Annotated in this window: 17 protein-coding genes; 5 read left to right on the forward strand and 12 right to left on the reverse strand. The window is 68.8% G+C overall.

The annotated features are described in order from the left end of the window. Positions 1–13: 13 nt before the first annotated feature. The 7 genes from trxB to QSK25_RS09550 form a co-directional block, all read right to left on the reverse strand. On the reverse strand, positions 14–994 hold the full coding sequence (gene trxB / locus QSK25_RS09520) for a thioredoxin-disulfide reductase (RefSeq protein ID WP_285636563.1): 981 nt from the start codon (positions 992–994) through the stop codon (positions 14–16). Between the two features lie 78 nt (positions 995–1,072). Next, a complete protein-coding gene (locus tag QSK25_RS09525; protein ID WP_285636567.1) occupies positions 1,073–1,822 on the reverse strand; it encodes an RsmA family anti-sigma factor in 750 nt (249 codons plus the stop codon). Then, on the reverse strand, positions 1,819–2,436 hold the full coding sequence (sigM, locus tag QSK25_RS09530) for an RNA polymerase sigma factor SigM (RefSeq protein WP_285636571.1): 618 nt from the start codon (positions 2,434–2,436) through the stop codon (positions 1,819–1,821). Before sigM ends, QSK25_RS09525 begins: the two co-directional genes overlap by 4 nt. A gap of 97 nt (positions 2,437–2,533) precedes the next feature. Continuing rightward, positions 2,534–4,054 (reverse strand): protein kinase family protein, encoded by a 1,521-nt coding sequence (locus tag QSK25_RS09535; RefSeq protein ID WP_285636574.1) that lies wholly within the window; start codon positions 4,052–4,054, stop codon positions 2,534–2,536. A gap of 37 nt (positions 4,055–4,091) precedes the next feature. Next, positions 4,092–5,741 (reverse strand): murein biosynthesis integral membrane protein MurJ, encoded by a 1,650-nt coding sequence (gene murJ, locus QSK25_RS09540; RefSeq protein ID WP_285636577.1) that lies wholly within the window; start codon positions 5,739–5,741, stop codon positions 4,092–4,094. Then, entirely contained in the window at positions 5,738–8,035 is a 2,298-nt protein-coding gene (locus QSK25_RS09545; protein ID WP_285636580.1) for a DUF6049 family protein, read from the reverse strand. The genes murJ and QSK25_RS09545 overlap by 4 nt, the downstream gene beginning before the upstream one ends. Beyond that, positions 8,032–8,547: an NUDIX hydrolase gene (locus QSK25_RS09550; RefSeq protein ID WP_285636583.1), complete on the reverse strand. Its 516-nt coding sequence runs from the start codon at positions 8,545–8,547 to the stop codon at positions 8,032–8,034. Before QSK25_RS09550 ends, QSK25_RS09545 begins: the two co-directional genes overlap by 4 nt. Before the next feature lie 42 nt (positions 8,548–8,589). On the opposite strand from QSK25_RS09550, the gene QSK25_RS09555 reads away from it, so the two are divergent. Together QSK25_RS09555 and QSK25_RS09560 are read left to right on the forward strand one after the other, a co-directional pair. After that, positions 8,590–10,023, forward strand: coding sequence for a CCA tRNA nucleotidyltransferase (locus QSK25_RS09555; protein ID WP_285636586.1), 1,434 nt, complete (start codon positions 8,590–8,592; stop codon positions 10,021–10,023). Between the two features lie 110 nt (positions 10,024–10,133). Continuing rightward, a complete protein-coding gene (locus QSK25_RS09560) occupies positions 10,134–10,388 on the forward strand; it encodes a LuxR C-terminal-related transcriptional regulator (RefSeq protein ID WP_285636588.1) in 255 nt (84 codons plus the stop codon). On the opposite strand, the gene QSK25_RS09565 is transcribed toward QSK25_RS09560, so the two are convergent. After that, positions 10,317–11,657 (reverse strand): MFS transporter, encoded by a 1,341-nt coding sequence (locus tag QSK25_RS09565; RefSeq protein WP_285636590.1) that lies wholly within the window; start codon positions 11,655–11,657, stop codon positions 10,317–10,319. The genes QSK25_RS09560 and QSK25_RS09565 overlap by 72 nt on opposite strands. Positions 11,658–11,895: 238 nt before the next feature. Between QSK25_RS09565 and QSK25_RS09570 the strand changes: the two genes are divergently transcribed. After that, positions 11,896–12,474, forward strand: coding sequence for a YqgE/AlgH family protein (locus tag QSK25_RS09570; protein ID WP_285636593.1), 579 nt, complete (start codon positions 11,896–11,898; stop codon positions 12,472–12,474). A 66-nt stretch (positions 12,475–12,540) separates the two neighbouring features. Here QSK25_RS09570 and QSK25_RS09575 read toward each other — a convergent pair whose 3' ends face one another. Continuing rightward, positions 12,541–12,945, reverse strand: coding sequence for an SdpI family protein (locus QSK25_RS09575; RefSeq protein WP_285636598.1), 405 nt, complete (start codon positions 12,943–12,945; stop codon positions 12,541–12,543). Positions 12,946–13,195: 250 nt separating this feature from the next. Here QSK25_RS09575 and leuS point away from each other — a divergent pair, with 250 nt between their 5' ends. Then, complete coding sequence (leuS, locus tag QSK25_RS09580; RefSeq protein WP_285636601.1) at positions 13,196–15,973, forward strand: leucine--tRNA ligase; 2,778 nt, start codon at positions 13,196–13,198, stop codon at positions 15,971–15,973. A 121-nt stretch (positions 15,974–16,094) separates the two neighbouring features. Here leuS and QSK25_RS09585 read toward each other — a convergent pair whose 3' ends face one another. After that, on the reverse strand, positions 16,095–16,823 hold the full coding sequence (locus QSK25_RS09585) for a hypothetical protein (protein WP_285636604.1): 729 nt from the start codon (positions 16,821–16,823) through the stop codon (positions 16,095–16,097). Between the two features lie 51 nt (positions 16,824–16,874). After that, positions 16,875–17,585: a TetR/AcrR family transcriptional regulator gene (locus QSK25_RS09590; RefSeq protein WP_285636612.1), complete on the reverse strand. Its 711-nt coding sequence runs from the start codon at positions 17,583–17,585 to the stop codon at positions 16,875–16,877. A 112-nt stretch (positions 17,586–17,697) separates the two neighbouring features. On the opposite strand from QSK25_RS09590, the gene QSK25_RS09595 reads away from it, so the two are divergent. After that, positions 17,698–19,821: an MMPL family transporter gene (locus tag QSK25_RS09595; protein WP_285636614.1), complete on the forward strand. Its 2,124-nt coding sequence runs from the start codon at positions 17,698–17,700 to the stop codon at positions 19,819–19,821. Here the strand turns inward: QSK25_RS09595 and QSK25_RS09600 are convergent. Then, positions 19,752–20,828 carry a cytochrome D1 domain-containing protein gene (locus tag QSK25_RS09600; protein ID WP_285636617.1) on the reverse strand — a complete coding sequence of 359 codons (1,077 nt, stop codon included), beginning with the start codon at positions 20,826–20,828 and terminating at the stop codon, positions 19,752–19,754. The two genes, QSK25_RS09595 and QSK25_RS09600, sit on opposite strands and share 70 nt — an antisense overlap. Positions 20,829–20,941: the final 113 nt, after the last annotated feature.

Raw genomic sequence — 20,941 nt, forward strand, 5'->3', positions numbered from 1 at the left:
CGCAGAAGGAACTTCAGTTGCTCTTGCCGTAGCCGCCACCGACGGCCTCGGCGGCGATCTCGGCCTGCTCGGTGCCGTGCTCGGCCAGCCACCGTTCCGCGTCGATCGCGGCGCTGCAACCGGAGCCGGCGGCGGTGATCGCCTGGCGGTACTCGTGGTCGACGAGGTCACCGGCGGCGAAGACGCCGTCCAGGTTCGTGTAGGAGGACTTGTCCTTCGTCAGGACGTAGCCCTCGGCGTCCAGGTCGACCTGGCCCTTGACCAGCGCCGAGCGCGGGTCGTGGCCGATCGCGAGGAAGAAGCCGGTGACGGGCATCTCGGACTCGGCGCCGGTCTTGGTGTCCTTGATCTTGATGGACGACACGGTGCCGTCACCCAGCACGTCGGTGACCTGCGTGTTCAGCTGCCACTTGATCTTCTCGTTGGCCCGCGCGCGTTCCAGCATGACCTTCGAGGCGCGGAACTCCTCGCGGCGGTGGATGACCGTCACGGACTTGGCGAAGCGCGTGAGGAACGTGGCCTCCTCCATCGCCGTGTCACCGCCGCCGACGACCGCGATGTCGTGGTCGCGGAAGAAGAACCCGTCACAGGTCGCACACGCGGACACGCCGCGGCCGAGCAGCTCCTGCTCGCCCGGGATGTCGAGGTACCGAGCCGCGGCGCCCATCGCGAGGATGACGGCCTTGGCCTCGTAGGTGACGCCGTTCGCGACGACCTTCTTGATCTCCCCGGTCAGCTCGACCGACTCGACGTCCTCGGCGCGCAGCTCGGCGCCGAAGCGGGTGGCCTGCTCGCGCATCTGCTCCATGAGCTCGGGGCCCATGATGCCGTCGCGGAAGCCGGGGTAGTTCTCGACCTCGGTCGTCGTCATGAGGGCGCCGCCGTACTGCGAACCCTCGAAGACCAGGGGCTCCAGCTGCGCACGTGCCGCGTAGACCGCAGCGGTGTACCCCGCGGGTCCAGATCCAATGATGATCACGTTGCGCACGCTCACGGCTGATGCAACTCCTCGATCTCGTCGTCTGACTGGCTCAACGGATCGTAGGTGCAGCTAATTCCGTGACTTGAGCGACTACCTCTGGCCCACGGTCGTGTCCGCGAGAACGCCCTGGGGCTCGTCCGGTCCGCAGGTCTCCGGGTCCAGCACGACCAGCCGGTACTTCCCGAGGCCCGCCGGCAGGATCGCCATCACGGCGTTCTTGCCCTCGAGGTTGATCGGGCTGATGCCGAGCGGGGTGCCCGAGCTGGTGATGCCGCCGCCCTTCAGACAGCCCGCCAACCGGTCCGGGGTCTCCAGCGGGCCGTAGTTCTGGGCCTTGAGCACCTCGCCGACCGCGGTCCCCAGTTCGTCGCGCTTCAGCGACAACGGCGGCTGCGCCGACCCGGCCGAGTTCTGCGTCGTGGGTGCCGGAGCCGCGTCACCGGGCGTGTTCGCCTGCTGCCCACCGGGGGCGACGGCGAGCACGATGCCGAACGCGGCCGCGGCGGCCACCAGCACGCCACCGCCGAGTCCCAGCCTGCGGTTGCGGCGCTTGCGGGCGTCGTTCAACGACACGACCGGGGCGATGCCCGGACGTGCCTCAGCGGCCAACGCGGCGTCGATCCGCGCGGCCACGTGGTCGGGCATCGGAATGGGGGGCAGCGACTGCAGGTCCTCCAGCGTGGCGTCGAGCGCCCGCAGGATCTCCCTGGCCTCGGCATCCGCCTCGACCCTCGGGCGCAGCTGTGCGGCGACCTCAGGGGGCAGCACGCCCGCGTGCAGGTCCGCGATGAGGTCAACCGACCACGGCGGACCCATCGGCACGCGCTCCATGCCGGTCATCGGCCCTCCCACTGACGTTGCTCTTGCACATTCACACCGTCAGCTCGGACGTTCGCATCTGCGATTCGGTTCCTGAGGTGCCCGAGAACTTTGGCGAGCTTGGCGCGACCTCGCGCACACCGGCTCTTGACCGTGCCCTCCGCGATGCCGAGGAGCTTGGCCGTCTCGGCGACCGAGTACCCCTCGACGTCGACGAGCACGATGGGCGCCCGCTGCTCCTCCGGCAGCTCCATCAACGCCTGCTGCACGATCAGGCTGGTCTCGCGGTCGCTCATCGCGTCGCGGGGCGCGACGGGCTCGCCGGGACCGGCCTCGGGCAGCGGCACTGTCGGTCTTGTTTGTCGGCGTCTCATCCGATCGAGGCACGCGTTGACCACGATCCGGTGAAGCCAGGTGGTGACCTGTGACTCCGCGCGGAACGACGAGGCGGCGCGGAAGGCCGAGATGAACGCCTCCTGCAGCGCGTCCGCGGCCTCTTCCGGGTCACGCAGCGTGCGCAACGCCACCGCCCACATCCGGTCGCGGTGCCGTTTGACCAGCTCCGAGAACGCGTAGGGGTCACCTGCGGCGTGGGCCGAGATGAGGTCGGCGTCCGAGCTGGCTGCGGCGGTCACGTGAGGAACCATAGCGAGCGTGATCACAGATCACCCGGACAGGTCTACCCAGCGTGGCTGAGTACTTCTACCCGGCTTGCCGCGTTGGCGGCCGACGTCACTGCGCGCGGGTGTAGAGGATCTCGCGGATCTCGCTCTGGTTCTTGCCGCCGCCCGAACTCGACAGCTGCGTGATCCAGATCAGCACGTGCCCGGTCGGCTCGTGGTCGTTCAGCTGGATCTGCGTCTGCCCGTCGGACAGGTCCGCGACGCCGATGACCTTGGTCTCCTCCAGCGGCGAGTCGAGCGCCGACGCCACCCGGATCTCGACCTTCGTGCCCTTGCTCGGCGAGGTGATCGTGATCGAGGCCAGCTTCACCGGTTCCGCGAACGACCCCATCAGGCCGATGCCGGGCTTGAGCGCCGGGAACTGCTGGAAGTAGTTGTCGGTGCGCCAGAACGTGCCGGCGTTGTTGTCCGCCGCCCTGCTCGCCTGGTTCGCGTTGTCGGGCTGGTTCGTCACGTCGTAGACGCCGAGCGCCGCGGGCTGCACCGGGCCGGCGGGCGCCGGCGGGGGTGCGGTCTGGCCGTTCGACCCCGGCTGGTTGATGACCACGGTCGGGCCGCCGCCCTTGGACGGTTCGTCGCTGAAGAAGCCGACGATCTGCACGCTCAGCCAGACGATCACGGTCAGCGTGGCCACGGCCAGGACCGCGACGCTGATCCACAGCTTCTTCTTCTGCTGCTTGTCCTGCCGCGGCTTCTGCGTCGTCCACACGACCTGGTCGTCGTCGTCATCGCCACGCGCCGCCACGGCCGGGATCAGCGACGTCTGCGCCTCTTCCGCGGCGATCTGGTCGAGGACCTGCAGGATCGCCGCCGACGTCCGGATGCCGCCCACGGAGGTGTCCTCCAGCGAACGGACCGCGACGGACGACAGGTCGTGCGGCAGGTACGGGTGCAACGCGTTCGGGGCCACCACGGACCCGTCCGGCCCGGTCGGGGCCACCGGCACGCCCTGCGGGCCGTTCGGCAGCGCCCACCGGCCGGTGAGCAGCAGGTACAGGATCGCGCCGAGGCCCTTGACGTCGTCGCGCGCGATCGCGTCCGGCCGCGGACCGGGGAACGCGAGGCGCAGGCGCCCGTCCGAGGTGACCCGGATGCGCTGCGGGTGGTCGGCGCCCAGCACCAGACCGGCGTGGTGCGCGCCCTCGATGGCGGCGCCCAGCGGTTCGAGCAGGCGGGTCGCGGCGCCCGCGGGCAGCGGGCCCTCCGCGATGAGGTCCATCAGGTCGGTGCCCTGGGTCCACTCGGCGATGACCATGCCGAGGATGCCCTCGTCGGGACGGATGCCGGTGCCGGGCGTCAGCACGTCGATGACCCGCGAGACGCCGGGGTGCGTGAACGACGACGCGTGCATCGCGCGTTCGACCGTGCGGCGGGCACGGGCGGACGCCTCGTTGTCCGCGAGGTTGCCCAGCAGGACCGTCAGCGCCACGTCCCGGTTGAGCTGACCGTCACGCGCTCGCCACAGTTCGGCGTTCGACCGTGCGTCCGCTCCGGATTTCGCGAGCAGCCGGTAGCGGCCGTTGCCGATGACGCCGCCGGGGACCAGGGCGGCGTGGACTCCGCTACTCACAGGAACGAGGGTACGGGACGTCGTTCACGGACCGGGGTCACCGTCGCCGCACCAAACGGTTGATCTTCGCGATCGCCAGCGCCATCTCGGGTACCCGGAACGCCGCCAAAAGGCCGAACGCGAGCGGCAGCCCGATCAACGTCACCAGGACGACCTCGACCCAGCTCGACACGATGAGGCTCGAGAACGCGAACATGTCCTGGACCAGCCAGTTCACGCCCTTGGCCGCGCCGAACGCGAGCGAGGAGGCCACGACGGTGAGGCAGACGGTCCAGATCGTGAACCCGGTGCGCAGCCGCCCGAGCCGGACCCGCAGCCAGATCTGCCCGACGATCGCGCCGAAGACGAAGCTCAGCGACATCGCGAGCGACACGCCGACGGCGAGCTGCGAGGCGTCGCCCGGCGTGGAGATGTCGAGGAACAGGTAGAGCAACGCGATCCGCACCGCCACGATCAACGCCTGGATCAGCGTCGGCGTGCGGGCGTCCTTCATCGCGTAGAAGACCCGCAGCTGGAGCAGCGTGATCGCGTAAGGCACGAGTCCGAACGCCGACAGCGCCAGGGCGAGACCGATCCTCGTGCCGCCGTCCACGCCCGAGTTGCCCCAGGCGAACGCCGCGAGACCGATGGACAGGCCGGACACCGTCATCAGGGCGCTGAACGGCATCAGCAGGATCGCCGACATGCGGTTGCCGAACAGCAGGTCGCGCACGATCGACTCGTTGTCGCCGTTCGCGGCGGCCCGGCTCATCTTCGGCATCAGCGCCGTGAGCAGCGAGACACCCAGCACGCCGTAGGGCACCTGGGCGATGAGCCACTGGTAGTTGAACGCCACGAGCGTGCCGATCGCGCTCGTCGCCACCTTGGTCAGCACGGTCATGCTGGCGAGGCCGAGGGCCACGTAGAGCAGCACCCAGAACGCGAGGCTGCCGAACTCCGACAGCCGCGAGTCCCAGCCGAACCGCCACTTGAACTTGAAGCCGGTCTTCTTCAGCGCCGGGAACAGCACGGACGCCTGCACGAGCACGCCGAGCGCGGTGCCGAGACCGAGGACCAGCAGGTGCGTGTCGGTCATGCGGACCGGGTTGAGCGTGAGCTCGCCCGGCAGCAGCGCGTAGACGCCGAGAACACCGATCACGACGACGTTGTTGAGCACCGGCGCCCAAGTCGGGATGCCGAACACGTGCCGTGCGTTCAACACGGCGCTGAGCAACGCCGTCAGGCCGTAGAACACGATGCCAGGCAGGACCAGGTACGCGAACGCCGTGACGAGCTCGGGGTTCGCGTCCTTCGAGTCCGAGATGTAGATCTTGGTGAGCAACGGCGCGCAGGCCATCGCGAGCACCGTGCCGATGCCGAGGATCAGCGTGCCCATCGAGATCAGCCACTGGGCGTACGACTCGCCGCCGTCGCCGTCCTCCTTCTCGGCGCGGACCAGCAGCGGAATCGCCACGCTGGTCAGCACGCCGCCGAGGAGCAGCTCGTTGATCATGGTCGGCAGCGTGGAGGCCGCCTGGTACGAGTCACCGAGGGTCTCGGCGCCGATCACCGCGATCAGCAGCACCTTCGACAGCAGGCCGGTGGCGCGGCTGACGATCGTCGCGATCGCCATCGATCCGCTGGCCCGCGCGACCGATGGTTCCTGCTTCTGCTGCTCTGGCTGGGTGGTCGTGGCTGTCTCGCTCACGCGCTCGACTTCTCCGGTGTGACGTTCTCGATGGACGGTGCTTCGCCGTTCTCGCCGTTGCGAGCACGGACCCGCTTGTAGATCCGGCGTCCGGAAAGCAGCACGAGCGCGACACCGGCGATCATCGTGATGATCACCGTGATCGTGCCGTACGCGGACGACGACACCTCCAGCTTGACAGTGTCGCCCAGTGGAACGCCCTCGGGCGTCGTCAGCCGGACGTTGACCGGGAACCGGCCGGACCGCAGCACCTCGACGGGCACCCGCACCACGCGTTCGCCGCGGGCGGGGAGCACCTGGTCGGCGAGGTCGAGCTTGCGGATGCCGGGGGTGTCGGCGAGGTTGATCCGGACCGTCACGCGGACGTCGAGCTTGTTCGTGATGGTGACGGGGATCGGGCTGTCGCCGGAGCCGAGCAGGATCGGGCTGTTCGGCTGGGTCACGCCGACCATGCCGGTCAGCGCGTTCAGCTCGCCCTGGCTGACCTGGGCCGCGAGCTGGGCGCCCTGCTCGTTGCCGCGCCACGCCCCCGACATCACCCGCAGCAGGCCGAGCCACAGCGGGTCGGCGAGGTCGGACGGCGCCGCGTGCGCGCTGTCCTCCTGCTGCATGGCCGCGACCAGGCCGTTGAGCTCGATGCTCTGGTTGGTCACGGAGCCGGTGATGGCCGGCGAGACCTCACGCGCACCGGCCTCGGCCGGGTAGGTGATCTTGGCGTTCGTGGTCGCCGGGGTCGTGCTGGTGAGCTCGGACAGCCCGGTCTGGGTCGCGTACCCGCCGGCCAGCAGCTTCTGCGCGGTCGTCAGGAACTCGGTCATCTCCGACAGCGGCGCCTGCCACCGGCGCGGCGGCGCGACCAGCACGTTGCGGCCGTCGCCCTGCCACCCGGCGCGGAACACCAGCGCCGCCAGCGCGTTCTGCACCGACACCGGCTGGCTCTCGCCCGCCAGCGTCGCCCCGGACAGCGTGCGGGGCCGCGAGTCGCTGCCCACCAGGGCGTCCGAGACCATCGAGTCGATCCGGACGGCGGTGACCGGGGTCTTGCCGGCGATGCCCGCGGGCGCGGTGCCCGGAGCGTCGGAGACACCGGTCGGGTCGAGCAGCAGCGCCTTCGCACCGGCGTACTTCTTGTCCGGCTGCGGGGTGACCAGCTCGTCGAACGTCGACTGGTCGAGGACGCCGTCCTCCGGCCACACGAAGTCGGGCAGCGGCTGCACGGACAGGACGTCCTGGATGAGCTTGGGACCGTCGGTCACCGCGAGCGTGCGCATCGTGCCGAGCTTCGCCCTGTTCAACGCCACGAGGTCGGCGTCGGCGTAAGGCAACGCCACGACGCATCGGCCCGTGACGGCCAGCTTGAGCCGGTCGAGCCACAGCTTGGCCTCGGTCCTGCCCTTGCCCTCGGCACCGCCGCGCACCCTGTACCCGGTGCTCATGGCCTGCACGGTGCGCAGCAGGTCGGGGTCGATGGCGAGGCACATGGCCGTGCTCATCGACGAGATCGACTGCTCGTAGGCCTGCAGCAGCCCGTACAGGCGGCCGTTGACCGAGAGCGACGTCGCGAGGTCGTCGTCGATCAACTCGGACTGGCCCTCGCCGCCGAGCCGGACGAGCCGCGGGCGGTCCGAGACCGGCCACAGCATCGTGAGCTTCGCGCCGGCACCGGGCTTCGCCTTGGTCTCGCCGCCGGGCACGCCCAGCACGGGCAGCAGCGTCGAGAGCGCCGCGAGCCGCGCCTGGCCGCCGAAGTCCGGCCTGCCGTTGACGTTCGCGAGGATCGGGTAGATGCCGGGCTGGTCGACCTCGAGCGACGTCGGCTCGGTCCCGCGCAGCGGCACCTCCAGCGTGAAGTCCTTCTGCGCGCCGGCTTCGAGTTCGCTCGCGATCGGGGTGAACTTGGGCTGCACGGCCTCGGCCGCCGCCGGTTCGCGCAACGCCTTGCGCAGGTCGTCCTCGGTGCCGAGCGGCTCACCGCGTTCGAGCCGCAGCACGATGTCGAACACCTTGCGGTCGCCGACGTTGACGATCTTGCCGGTGATCCGGACGGTGCCCGGCGAGTCGCTCGTGACGAACCGCGGGGTGAGCTGGTCGATGTCGAGCCGCACGAACTGCGGCTGCGCCTGGCCCGGCTGGGCCGAGAGAGATCTGGTCGCCCACACCTGGGTGGCGGGCGCGGGCATGAACGGCAGCGCGTCGACCTCGTCCGGTTGTGACTGCTGGGCGCCCGCGGGGGGCGCCGCGATCACCACGAACGCGACGGCGGCGGCTGTGCAGACGAGCTTCTTCAGGCTCACGCCGGCCTCGCCCCGTTGCGGCAGCGGTCGGCGAGCAGTTCGGCTGCTCGGCGGACCAGACGGCGTTCGTCGGCATGCGCCAACCGCCCGTCCAGCTCGCCGAGTGGCACCCACGCCACCTCGGTGACCTCCACGTCTTCGTCGGAAAGCTCTCCCCCCGTTGCTTCGAGGAGGAAGTGGTGAACCGTCTTGTGCACCCGGCGGTCGTCCGCGACGAACCAGTAGTCGATCGACCCCAACGGGCGCAGCACCCTGCTATGAATACCGGTCTCCTCGGCGACCTCGCGCACCGCGGTCTGTTCCGCGGTCTCGCCGGCCTCGATGTGACCCTTGGGCAAAGACCACAGCAACCGGCCGCGCCGGTCAAGTCTGCCGATCACCGCGGCCCGTTGTTCTCCGTCGAGCACCAGGCCACCCGCCGACGTCTCGTCGACGGTCTTGAGCCTCCGGCCCCGGCGCCTCTTGCGGCGCCCCGGCTTGGAACCTCCGGAACGTGCGGCTGACGGGGGCATGGACCCGATCGTACTTACGAACCTTGAGTACGCTGGTTTCTCGTGTCTCGATCGCTCCAGCAGAATGCGGTGGTGGAAAAGCCCGCCATCACACCTGTCGTCGCCGAACTCGCCGCTCGGTTCGCTGCCGAGGGCAAGCGCCTCTACCTCGTGGGTGGAAGTGTGCGCGACGCCGTGCTGGCGCGCCCTACGAACGACTTCGACTTCACCACGGACGCCCGGCCGGCCGAGATCCAGCAGCTGCTGAAGGGCTGGGCCGACGCGCAGTGGGACACCGGCATCGCGTTCGGGACGGTCGGTGCGTCCAAGAAGGGCGAGATCATCGAGATCACGACCTTCCGCGCGGACGTCTACGACGGCGTCACCCGCAACCCCGAGGTCACGTTCGGCGACTCGATCGACGGTGACCTGGTCCGGCGCGACTTCACCGTCAACGCGATGGCGTTCGACATCGCGGCCTCCGAGTTCGTCGACCCGACCGGTGGCCTGCAGGCGGCGCACGAGGGCGTGCTGGACACCCCCGCGACCCCGCAGGAGTCGTTCGGCGACGACCCGCTGCGGATGCTGCGGGCCGCGCGGTTCGTCTCCCAGCTCGGCTTCACGGCGGCGCCGCGGGTGGTCGAGGCGATGCGGTCGATGGCAGCCGAACTCACCCGCATCACGCCGGAGCGCGTGCAGGTGGAGCTGTCGAAGCTCCTGTGCGGGGCGCACCCCCGCCGCGGCATCGAGCTCATGGTCGAGACGGGCCTGGCGGACATCGTCCTGCCGGAGCTGACGGCCATGAAGCTGGAAATCGACGAACATCATCAGCACAAGGACGTCTTCGACCACTCGCTGGTTGTGCTGGAACAGGCAATTGATCTTGAAGAAGTTGATCAATCACCCGATCTGGTGCTGAGGATCGCCGCGTTGCTGCACGACATCGGCAAACCGGCGACGCGGAAGTTCGAGCCCGGCGGCGGAGTCTCGTTCCACCACCACGAGGTCGTGGGCGCGAAGATGGTCCGCAAGCGCTTGCGGGCGTTGCGGTACTCGAAGGAGATCACCGAGGACGTCGCCAAGCTCGTCTACCTGCACCTGCGGTTCCACGGGTACGGCAACGGCGAGTGGACCGACTCGGCCGTGCGCCGGTACGTGACCGACGCCGGTGACCTGCTGACGCGGTTGCACAAGCTCGTCCGCGCGGACTGCACGACCCGCAACAAGCGCAAGGCGAACCTGCTCAGCCGGACTTACGACTCCCTCGAGGAACGCATCGCGCGCATCGCGGCGGAGGAGGACCTGGCGCGCGTGCGTCCGGACCTCGACGGCAACGAGATCATGAAGCTGCTCGGCCTGCCGCCGGGCCGCCAGGTCGGCGCCGCCTGGAAGTTCCTCAAGGAGCTGCGGCTGGACCGCGGTCCGCTGGACCGCGACGAGGCGGAGGCGGCGCTGCTCGACTGGGCGCGCGAACAGGGGATCACTCCCCCGGCCTAGTACAGGTCCTGGTTACTCATAGTGAGTGAATGCAATCCCCGCGTTAGCGAAGTGTCAGCGGGGACCGGCACCATGTGAAGTGCGCCAGGGGGCGCATGGGGGTGGTGCAGATGTCTTCTCAGGGACTTTTCGCAGGTCCGGCGGTGTACGACCTGGCGGTGCTGACGGACGACCAGCGCGCGGTGCTGCGGTGCATCGCGCGCGGTCACGCCGACCACGAGATCGCGCGCGTGCTCGGTCTCGGGCAGCAGCGGGTGCTCGACGAGGTGGCGGAGATCCTGCGTCGGCTGGATCTACCCGATCGAGTGGCTGCTGTCGTTTTCGCGCACGAGGCCGGCATGCTCCACCTGCCGTTTCCGCGTTGACATCGTGAGGAAGCCGGCCAGGCCGACGAGGTAGAGCACGGCGGCGGCGACCATGAGGCCGGGCGCGCGGCCGTTGAGGGGGACGACCATCGCCGTGACGGTCACCGCGGTGACCTGGGCGACGTTGAACAGCGTGTCGTAGAGCGCGAACACGCGGCCGCGCACCTCGTCGGGGATGTCGTGCTGCACGGCGGTGTCCACGCACAGCTTGATGATCTGACCGGCGAAGATGATGAAGAAGCTGGCCGCGAGGATGGTCGGCAGCGTCATCGGCAGCCCGAGGCCGAGCTGGGCGGCGACGCTGAGCAGCAACGCGCCGCAGACCGTGCGCGTCACCCCGAACCTGTCGACGATCCGGTCGGTCAAGATGCCCGCGAGCAGCACACCGGCACCGCCCGCGACGGCGACCTCGCCCAGCCCGCCGATGCCTGCCTTGAGGATGCCGACGTCCTCGAGGCTGTAGCGCATCAGCAGCAGCGTGATCATCAGACTGATGCCGAACGCGGCCCGGTGGGCGAGCACGGCGGCGAGCGCGGCCGTGACGCTGGGGGTCCGCCAGGTGGCCTTGGCACCGTCCAGCAGACCGCGCGCGACGGCCATGAACGCGTTGTTCGGCTCGTCGACCTCGTCCGGCCCGAGCACGCCCGCCTTGAACCGGCTGGCGATGAACGCGCTGGTCAGCAACCCGATGACGGCGATGCTGGTGGTCCACCCGGACCCGCCGTCCCCGGCGCCGAGGATCGTGCGGAAGCCGATCGCACACGAGGCACCGACCACGGCCATGATCGCGCCGGCCGTCGTGGCCAGCGCGTTCGCCTCGACCAGGTGGTCCTCCGGCACGACGTGCGGCAGCGACGCGCTCAGCCCGGCGCCGACGAACCGCCCGATGCCCATGACGATGAGCGCGGACACGTACAACGGCCCCTCGCTCAGCCCTGCCCCGACCGCGCCGGCCGTGAGCAGCACGAACACCGCCCGCGTGACGTTCGCGACGACGATGACCTTCTTGCGGTCCCACCGGTCGAGCAACGCGCCCGCGAACGGTCCGATGATCGAGTAGGGCAGCAGCAGCACGGCGAACCCGGTCGCGATGGCGAGCGGGTCGGCCTGGCGTTCGGGGTTGAAGAGCACGGCCCCGGCGAGGCCCGCCTGGAAGAGCCCGTCACCCCACTGCGAGGCGAGCCTGGTGGCGAGGAGTCTGCGGTAGGCGGGGATGCCGAGGAACCGGCGTGATCCCCAGTGGTGCTTCTCCACCGCAAGCGTTGTCACCATTGCACTCTATGCGCGAGGTGGTGAAAACCACGAAAGCCGGACCTCACGGTCCGGCTCCCCTGGTGCCGGATGCCAGGTCGCCTCACGGCGCGTTGCACTACGCGGCTCCAGCCGAACGGTATTCCGCGAAGGCGGTTGTCTGTTGAGCCCGGGGGACACAAAGACATCCGACACCTCAGTCTAACGGGGCGCGGCCCTGAGTTGTTCCGGCGATCACGGGTGATTTCATGGTGACGTGCGTCCCGATGACGAAGTCGAAGTCGAGCCAGGCTCCCTCTTGGTGGCCGCTCCGAGCCTGAACGACCCGAACTTCACTCGCACCGTCGTCTACATCATCGACCAACGCCCCGAGGGGACCCTCGGCGTCGTGCTGAACCGACCGTCCGAGGTGGCTGTCCACGACGTACTCCCGCCGTGGGGCCCGCACGTCACCAAGCCGCAGGCCATCCACATCGGTGGTCCGGTGGAGCAGAAGACCGCGCTGTGCCTCGCCGCGTTGAAGCCCGGCACCGATCCGTCCGCTGTGGAAGGTCTGGTCAGCGTGCAGGGCCCCGTGGCGCTGGTGGACCTGGACGCCGAACCGGACGAGCTGATGCCGTTGGTGCGCGGCCTGCGGGTGTTCGCCGGCTACTCGGGCTGGGGCGAGGGCCAGTTGCAGGGCGAGATCGACCGCGGCGACTGGATGGTCGTCACCGGCCTGGCCGACGACGTGCTGGTCGGCGCTAACGTCGACCTCTGGGGCAGGGTGCTGCGCCGCCAGGGCATGCCGCTGGCGTTGCTCGCGACCTACCCGAAGGACGTCCGCGACAACTGATTCACGTGAAACGTGGGCACGAAAAAGGCCGGACCATCGAGTGATCCGGCCTGATCTTGAAGGTGGCTAGAGACCGGCGAGCGGCGAGCACCCGCCACCACCGCAGGCGCACCCGCCGCAGCCCTTCGGCTTGACCGGCTCGGGCACGAGCGCCGCGGCCTTGCTGCCCATCACGCCACCGGCGAACGCGATCACCAGCGCGCCGACCAGCCCGATGACCCCGGCCGTCACGGCCAGGTCCTCCATCACGAACGCCATGGCGCCGGACACGACCGCGACGACACCCGCCGCGACGTTCGGCACGCCGGCGACCCGGTTGGCCAGAGCGAACGTCTCCTCGTCACGCACGGCGGCAGCGGTGCGCACGCCGACGTAGCGGTTGCGGCGCAGCTTGCCCTGCAGACCCAGCAGACCGACCGCGCCGAGAGCGACGCCGAGCAGACCCAGGACGACCGACAGCACGATGTTCACCTCATGAGGGTAAGGCGCGGCCGGGGGTCGCAGGGAACGAGCCCCGGCCCGATGTGCCCCACGCCACCGCCCGGTGCAACGCGCTTGCGCTGCGCTGATACCGTTGACGACATGAGCACGGCCCGCCTGCTCCTTATCTAGCCGCGGCGACCTGATCGGAAGACGGTCGGCGCGGCCACCCTCCATGCCCTTCTGGGCTGGGGGGTTTCGTCATGTCAGGGGCAGGAACAGACGTGAGAGGGACGCTGAAATGAGTACGGACGCGGCGGAGATTCCCGCCTACCGCTACACCGCCGAGCTGGCGAACCAGATCGAGGAGCGGTGGCAGCGGTACTGGGAGGACCACGGCACCTACCACGCTCCCAACCCCGTCGGTGCGCTCAAGGGCGACGTGCCCGCGGACAAGCTGTTCGTGCAGGACATGTTCCCGTACCCCAGCGGCGCGGGCCTGCACGTCGGGCACCCGCTGGGCTTCATCGGCACGGACGTCTTCGCGCGGTACCACCGCATGAACGGCCGCAACGTGCTGCACACCATGGGTTTCGACGCGTTCGGCCTGCCCGCGGAGCAGTACGCGGTGCAGACGGGTCAGCACCCGCGCAAGACCACCGAGGACAACATCAACACCTACCTGCGGCAGATCCGCAGGCTGGGTCTGGGTCACGACGAGCGCCGTCGCATCTCGACGATCGACCCCGAGTACTACAAGTGGACTCAGTGGATCTTCCTGCAGATCTTCAACTCCTGGTACGACGCGGACCTGAAGCGCGCTCGTCCGATCGCCGAGTTGATCTCGCAGTTCGAGTCTGGAGAGCGGGACGTTCCGGGCGGCCACACGTGGTCTGAGCTGTCTTTTGCCGACCAGCAAAGGATCTTGGGCGATTTCCGCCTGGCCTACATGTCGGAGGCGCCCGTCAACTGGTGTCCCGGACTGGGTACTGTCTTGGCGAACGAAGAGGTCACCGCGGACGGTCGCAGTGAGCGTGGCAACTTCCCGGTGTTCAGGAAAAACCTGCGCCAGTGGATGATGCGCATCACCGCGTACTCGGACCGGCTGATCGACGACCTGGACCGGCTGGACTGGCCGGACAAGGTCAAAGCCATGCAGCGCAACTGGATCGGGCGCTCGCACGGTGCCCGAGTCCGATTTGCGGTGGGAAGCGAGAACATTGAGGTCTTCACGACCCGTCCGGACACGCTGTTCGGCGCGACCTACATGGTCCTGGCACCGGAACACGAGCTGGTGGACCAGATTGCGACGCCCGATCGCGTGGCAGACATCGCCGCGTACCGGCGCGCAGCGTCCCTGAAGTCCGAACTGGACCGGCAGGAGAACAAGGAGAAGACCGGCGTCTTCATCGGGGCGTACGCCACGAACCCGGTGAACGGCAAGGAAATCCCCGTCTACATCGCCGACTACGTCCTGATGGGCTACGGCACCGGCGCGATCATGGCCGTGCCCGGTCAGGACCAGCGCGACTGGGACTTCGCGAAGAAGTTCGACCTGCCGATCATCCGCACGGTCCAGCCGTCGGAGGGTTTCGAGGGCGACGCCTTCACCGGTGACGGCCCGGCGATCAACTCGGGCTTCCTGGACGGCATGGCGATCGACGACGCCAAGAAGACCATGATCGGCTGGCTGGAGGAGAACGGCCACGGCCGCGGCACCGTCCAGTTCAAGCTGCGCGACTGGCTGTTCAGCCGCCAGCGCTACTGGGGCGAGCCGTTCCCGGTCGTCTACGACGAGGCGGGCACCGCCATCGCCCTGCCGGAGTCGATGCTGCCGATCGAGCTGCCGGACGTCGACGACTACTCGCCGCGCACCTTCGACCCGGAGGACGCGGACACCGAGCCGTCGCCGCCGCTGTCGCGCGCCACCGAGTGGACGACCGTCGAGCTGGACCTGGGCGACGGCCTGAAGACCTACCGCCGCGACACCAACACCATGCCCAACTGGGCGGGTTCCTGCTGGTACCAGCTGCGCTACGTCGACCCGGTCGAGACCGAGCGGTTCGTCAACCCGGAGAACGAGAAGTACTGGCTGGGCCCGCGCACCGAACAGCACGGCGTCAACGACCCCGGCGGCGTCGACCTGTACATCGGCGGCGTCGAGCACGCCGTCCTGCACCTGCTGTACTCGCGCTTCTGGCAGAAGGTCCTGTTCGACCTGGGTCACCTGTCCGGCGACGAGCCGTACCGCCGCCTGTTCAACCAGGGCTACATCCAGGCCTACGCCTACGTGGACCCGCGCGGCGTCTACGTCCCGGCCGACGAGGTCGTCGAGCAGGACGGCAAGTTCACGTACAACGGCGAGGAAGTCCGCCGCGAATACGGCAAAATGGGCAAGAGCCTGAAGAACGTCGTCACTCCTGACGAAATGTGCGCGCGCTACGGCGCAGACACCTTCAGGTTCTACGAAATGTCCATGGGCCCCATGGACGTCTCTCGCCCGTGGGCGACCAAGGACGTGGTAGGCGCGCAACGCTTCATGCAGCGCCTGTGGCGCAACCTGGTCGACGAGACCGACGGCTCCCTGCGCGTCACCGACGAGGAAGCGTCCGTCGAGGCCCTGCGCCTGCTGCACAAGACGATCGCCGGCGTCCACGACGACTACGCCAACCTGCGCTACAACACGGCAGGCGCAAAGCTGATCGAGCTGAACAACTACGTCACCAAGCACTACCCGGCAGGCACCCCGCGCCCGCTGGCGGAAGCCCTGGTCCTGATGCTGGCTCCGCAGGCCCCGCACGTGGCCGAGGAACTGTGGGCGAAGCTGGGCCACGAGGGCTCGCTGGCCCACGGCCCGTTCCCGGCGGCGGACGAGCAGTACCTGGTCGAGGACACGGTCGAGTACCCGATCCAGGTCAACGGCAAGGTCCGCTCGCGGGTCGTCGTCTCGGCCTCCGCGGGCCAGGACGAGATCAAGGCCGCGGCCCTGGCCGAGGAGAAGATCGCGGAGCTGGTGGCGGGCGGCGAGCCCCGCAAGGTGATCGTCGTCCCCGGCCGCTTGGTCAACATCGTTCTGTAGCAACAAAAAGAGAGCCGGTGCCGCCCGCGAACAGGGGCTGCACCGGCTTTCGCCTTTCGCGCACGAAGCCGAAGTTCGCACCCCAACGCAGCCACCAGCAAAAGGTGACTGACCGGAGTCCTCACACGTCAGCCGGGCCAATCTGCTCAGGCCAAGCCTCAGGCGCCGGCCCGAACGCCCGCCGAGCAGCCCGAACCGCCAGCGTGGCGACGGTCGCATTGGCGGCACCGCCGATCAACGCGCCAATGCCGAACGGAACCGCCCGCCCGAGCACGATGATCCCCTGCTTGGTCCCGTACTTGGTGACGAAGTTCTTGCCCAGCACCTTGTTGATCTGCTTCAGCGTCGACAACGGCAGCGCGCTCACGAGCTGCCGAGCCCAATGCTGACCAGTGCGCTCAGCGATCTTCCCGACGCTCTTGGACCCGGACTCCCCCAGCAGGATCCCCAGCACGAGAGTCCGTCGACGTTCGATCTCGTCGAGCGGAACCCCGTGGACCTCGGCGACCGAGAGCACGAACAGGGTGCTCAGTTCCAACGACGACAACGCCTCACCCGCCGACAAAGCCAATGAGATCCCGGTACCGACACCAGGTGCGGCAGCGGCACCCCCGACCGCGGCCCCGGTGCTCGTGAGGGCACTGACGTACATCTTCTCGAGAACGCCGACGACCTCTTCGGGCGTGGCCGAGGGGTTGCGCTGCCGGGCGCGGGCGATGTTCTTGCGCACCAGCGACGTCTGAAGACCGATGGCCTTGTCGACCAGGTCGAGAACGGCCTGACCAGGTCCACCTGACGACGGGACGGGTTCTTCGATGGCAAGCTCTGCTGCGTTGTTGGCGTCGACCACGGGTCGTATGTCGCCGAACACCCGACAAGCGCTACACGGCCACTGAACCCGTCAGCCCTCGTCGAACCCGATGTCGGACAGCATCTGGTCCAGCATCGAGTCGAACATCGGCTCCGGGTTGCTCACCGCGAACGGGAACCGCCCGAACACCTCCAGAGCCACGTGCCCGTACAACCGCACCCATGACTGCACGACGTGGTAGATCTTGCCGAGGTTCAGCACCTCGTCCGCCAGCGTGACCCCGTGCTCCGCCACCGCGTCCCGCAGCACCTGCTGGAACCGCACCAGGTCCTCGTGCAGCACCGCGGGCACCTCCTCGTGCACGTGGTTCGCGTCCTCGTTGGACGCGATCAGCGGGCCCGCGAGCTGCAGGAACACCGACCCGAACTGGTCGGCCCCCAGCGGGTCCCGCGGCGAGGCGAACACCAGCGCGAACTCCTGCGGGTGCGCCAGCGCCCACCGTCGGAACGCGTGGCACACGGCCCGGACCTTGCACCCCACCTGACCTGACGTGTCAGCAGCAAGATCCGCGTACAGAGCAGCCGCCATGTCCGCGCAGATGTCGTCGCAGAGTTGCCGCAGCAGCGCGTCGTGCGAGTCGTAGTACCGGTACAGCGCCGGCGCGGTGATGCCGAGTTTGCGCGCGATGGCACGCAGGGTAACCGCATCGCGGCCGCTTTCCACCAAAAGGGCGCGGGCCGCCTGCCGAATCTCACGCTCGGTCTCTGCGCGGAGTCGTTCTCGGCGAGTGGCCTCGGTCATATGTCACTCCATCGGGTTGTAGACCCCGGTCACGGCCCCGTACGGTTTCAGTGAACGGTGTTTACAAGAGTTCACGGGATTTACAGCACGGTAACCCAGGAGGCCGTCGTCGATGTTCGCGAAGTGGGGCTCGATCGCATATCGCCGCCGATGGGTGGTCTTGGTCGCGACGGTGCTGCTCGCCGTGCTGGGTGGCGTCTGGGGCCTGGGGGTGTTCGACAAGCTCAGCCAGGGCGGGTACGAGGCTCCTTCCAGTGAGGCTGCGCGGGCCGACAAAGTAGCCGAGCAGGCGTTCGGGCGGCAGAACGGTGACGTGATCGTCATTTATCGCGGCGATTTCGCGAACCCGCTCGAACTCAAGAAGGTCGCCGACCACATCAGCGGCTTCCCGAAGGACGACGTGCTCAAGGCCGTCGGACCGGTGCCTTCGGACGACCAGCGGCAGGCTCTCGTCGCCATCACGCTGAGCAGCGGCGACTCGAACGAACAGATCAAGCAGTTCCAGGACATCGAGTCCCAGCTCGAGATCGACGGCTTCACCCAACAGGTCGGCGGCCTGGTGCCGACCCAGAAGGCCATCAACGACATGTCCCAGGAGGACCTGACGCGCGCGGAGATGTTCTCGCTGCCGCTGGTCCTGCTGCTGCTCGTGATCATCTTCGGTGGCCTCGTGGCCGCGTCCCTCCCCGTCGTCGTCGGCGGCCTGGCGATCATGGGCTCGCTCGGCGTGCTGCACGCCGTCGCCCTCTTCACCGAGGTCAACTCGTTCGCGGTCAACGTCGCGTCGCTGCTCGGCCTGGGCATGGCGATCGACTACGGCCTCTTCATGGTCGGCAGGTTCCGCGAGGAACTCGCCCAGGGCCGCACCACCGAACAGGCAGTCAGCCGCACGGTCGCATCAGCAGGACGCACCGTCGTCTTCAGTGCGACGCTGCTGGTCATCGCGCTCGCAGGCTTGCTGCTCTTCCCGCACGGCTTCCTCAAGTCCCTCGCGTACGGCGGTGTCAGCTCGGTCGCCATCGCGGCACTGGTCTCGGTGACGCTGCTGCCCGCGTTGCTCGGCGTGCTCGGCAAGCGGGTCGACAAGCTCGCCATGCCGTGGCGCAAGAAGGAGCCGAGCGAACGCGGCTGGCGCAAGCTCAGCGGCGCGGTCATGAAACGACCCGTGCTGATCGCGCTGCCGATCATCGGCGTGCTGGTCGCGCTCGGCTCGCCGTTCCTCGGCGTCCAGTTCGGCCAGGTCACCGAGAAGGTGTTGCCCGAGGGCAACGCCGTCCGCGTGGCCGCGGAGAACATCAACCAGAACTTCTCGGCGCTCTCCAACACCGGCTTCAAGATCGTTATCCAGGGCGGACGGGAAACCGAGGTCCAGAAGTACCTGAGCGAGGTCGCGAACGTCCCGGGCGTCGGCGAGGTCCAGCCGACCGGCCAGGGCAACGGCGTCACGGCCGCGTCGGCCGGACTCGAGCACGACGCGCTGAGCGAGGAGTCGAAGCAGGCGCTCAAGGACGTCCGCGCCCTCGAACCGCCGGCGAACGCCGAGGTGCTGGTCGGCGGCAACACCGCGATGGTGAGCGACTCGCTCGACGCCATCGCCGAAGGTCTGCCGCTGATGGTCACGCTGCTCGTCGGCGCGACGCTGATCCTGATGTTCCTGGCGTTCGGCTCGGTCGTGCTGCCGATCAAGGCCGTGCTGATGAGCGCGCTGTCGCTGTCGGCGACGTTCGGCGTGCTGGTCTGGATCTTCCAGGACGGCCACGGCGCGGACTGGCTCGGCGTCACGCCCGGCCCGCTGGAGTCCGGCATCGTCGTGCTGATGGCGGCCATCGTGTTCGGCCTGTCGACGGACTACGAGGTCTTCCTGCTCAGCAGGATGGTCGAGGCCCGCGGCCAGGGCGCCACGACGGAGGAGGCCGTGACCACCGGCCTCGCGAAGACCGGCCGTGTGATCACCTCGGCGGCGTTGCTGCTGATCGTGGTGACCGGCGCGTTCGCGTTCTCGCAGGTCGCGATGATGCGGTTCGTCGGCGTCGGCATGATCCTCGCGCTGGCGCTCGACGCCACCGTGGTTCGGATGCTGCTGGTGCCGGCCGTGCTCAAGCTCCTCGGCAACGCCGCGTGGTGGTCACCCGGTCCGCTCAAGCGCATCCAGGAACGCCTCGCGCTTCACGACGAGCCGGTGGACGACCTGGACGACTTCGACGACGAGGTCCGCAGGCCCGTCCCGGTGGGCTGAGGCGGGAAGGCGATCAGGGCCGCGTCGAACCGGCGCGGCCTCGCCTCCAGGTCCCCCGTCGTCATCCGGTACGTCGTGAGCACCGCGTTCGTGCTGTCCAGCACCGTCGTCGTCGCGCCGGTCGCGAGGAACACCCTCGAGTCCCCCGGCGCGATGGCGACGGTCGGCGCGTCGAAGGGCAAACGTTCGCGCACGGTCATCGACGCCGCGTCCAGCACCACGACGGACCGTTCCTTCGGCAACGTCAGGTAGACCGTCGAGCCGTCGGGGGTGACGGCGATGCTGCCCGCTCCCCTGCCGACCTCCACCGCGCCGACGACCTGGTTCGTGGTCGTGTCGATCACCGACACCGTGCCGGGCGTCTTCTCCCCGAGCCGCAGGCTGCTCACGTACAGGCGCCGACCGTCCGGTGAGAGCGCCAGGTGCTGCGGCAACCCGCCGACCTGCACCGTCGCCGTCTGGAACGCCGTCGCGGTGTCGATCAGGCCGACCGTGCCGTCCTGCGAGTTCGCGACGTAGAGGATCCGGTTGTCCGGGTGCGCGGCGAGCCCCTGCGGCTGCCCGCCCGCCTTGACCACGGCCACGAGCTGGAAGTTCTCCGGGTTCACCACGGCCACGCCGCCGCTGGCCGAGACGTAGAGCCGCTGGCCGTCCGGGCGCATCGCCGCGTGCGAGAGCTGGACCCAGGTGAAGATCCGGTCGACGATCTCACCGGTGAGGGGGTCGACGGCGGTGATCGTGCCGGTCCACCCGTTGATCACGTAGAGCCGCCGCCCGTCGGGGGACACCGCGACGCCGGTCGCCCTGCCTCCCGTGTCGGCCTCCACGAGCACGGCACCGGTGCTGGTGTCGACGACCTGCACGAGTCCGGTCCTGCCGACCACGTACGCCAGCGGCGTGACCGATGCGGAAGAAGTCGTCGTGTACTCGTGCCCTTGGTGAACACCCATCGCCGCGAAGGCCGCTGAGAGCGCTAGAACCGCGGCCACGAGGCGTGGCTTTGCCATACGCCCGATGGGAACACTTCCGGGTGCTTTCGATCCACTTCAGTCACTCGACCGAGGGAAATCTTTGCCTGGACGTAGTACGACCGTGGCCCGCGACGGCGGTGCGGGCCACG

It is taken from the genome of Lentzea sp. NBRC 102530 (assembly GCF_030269365.1).
GTDB lineage: Bacteria > Actinomycetota > Actinomycetes > Mycobacteriales > Pseudonocardiaceae > Lentzea.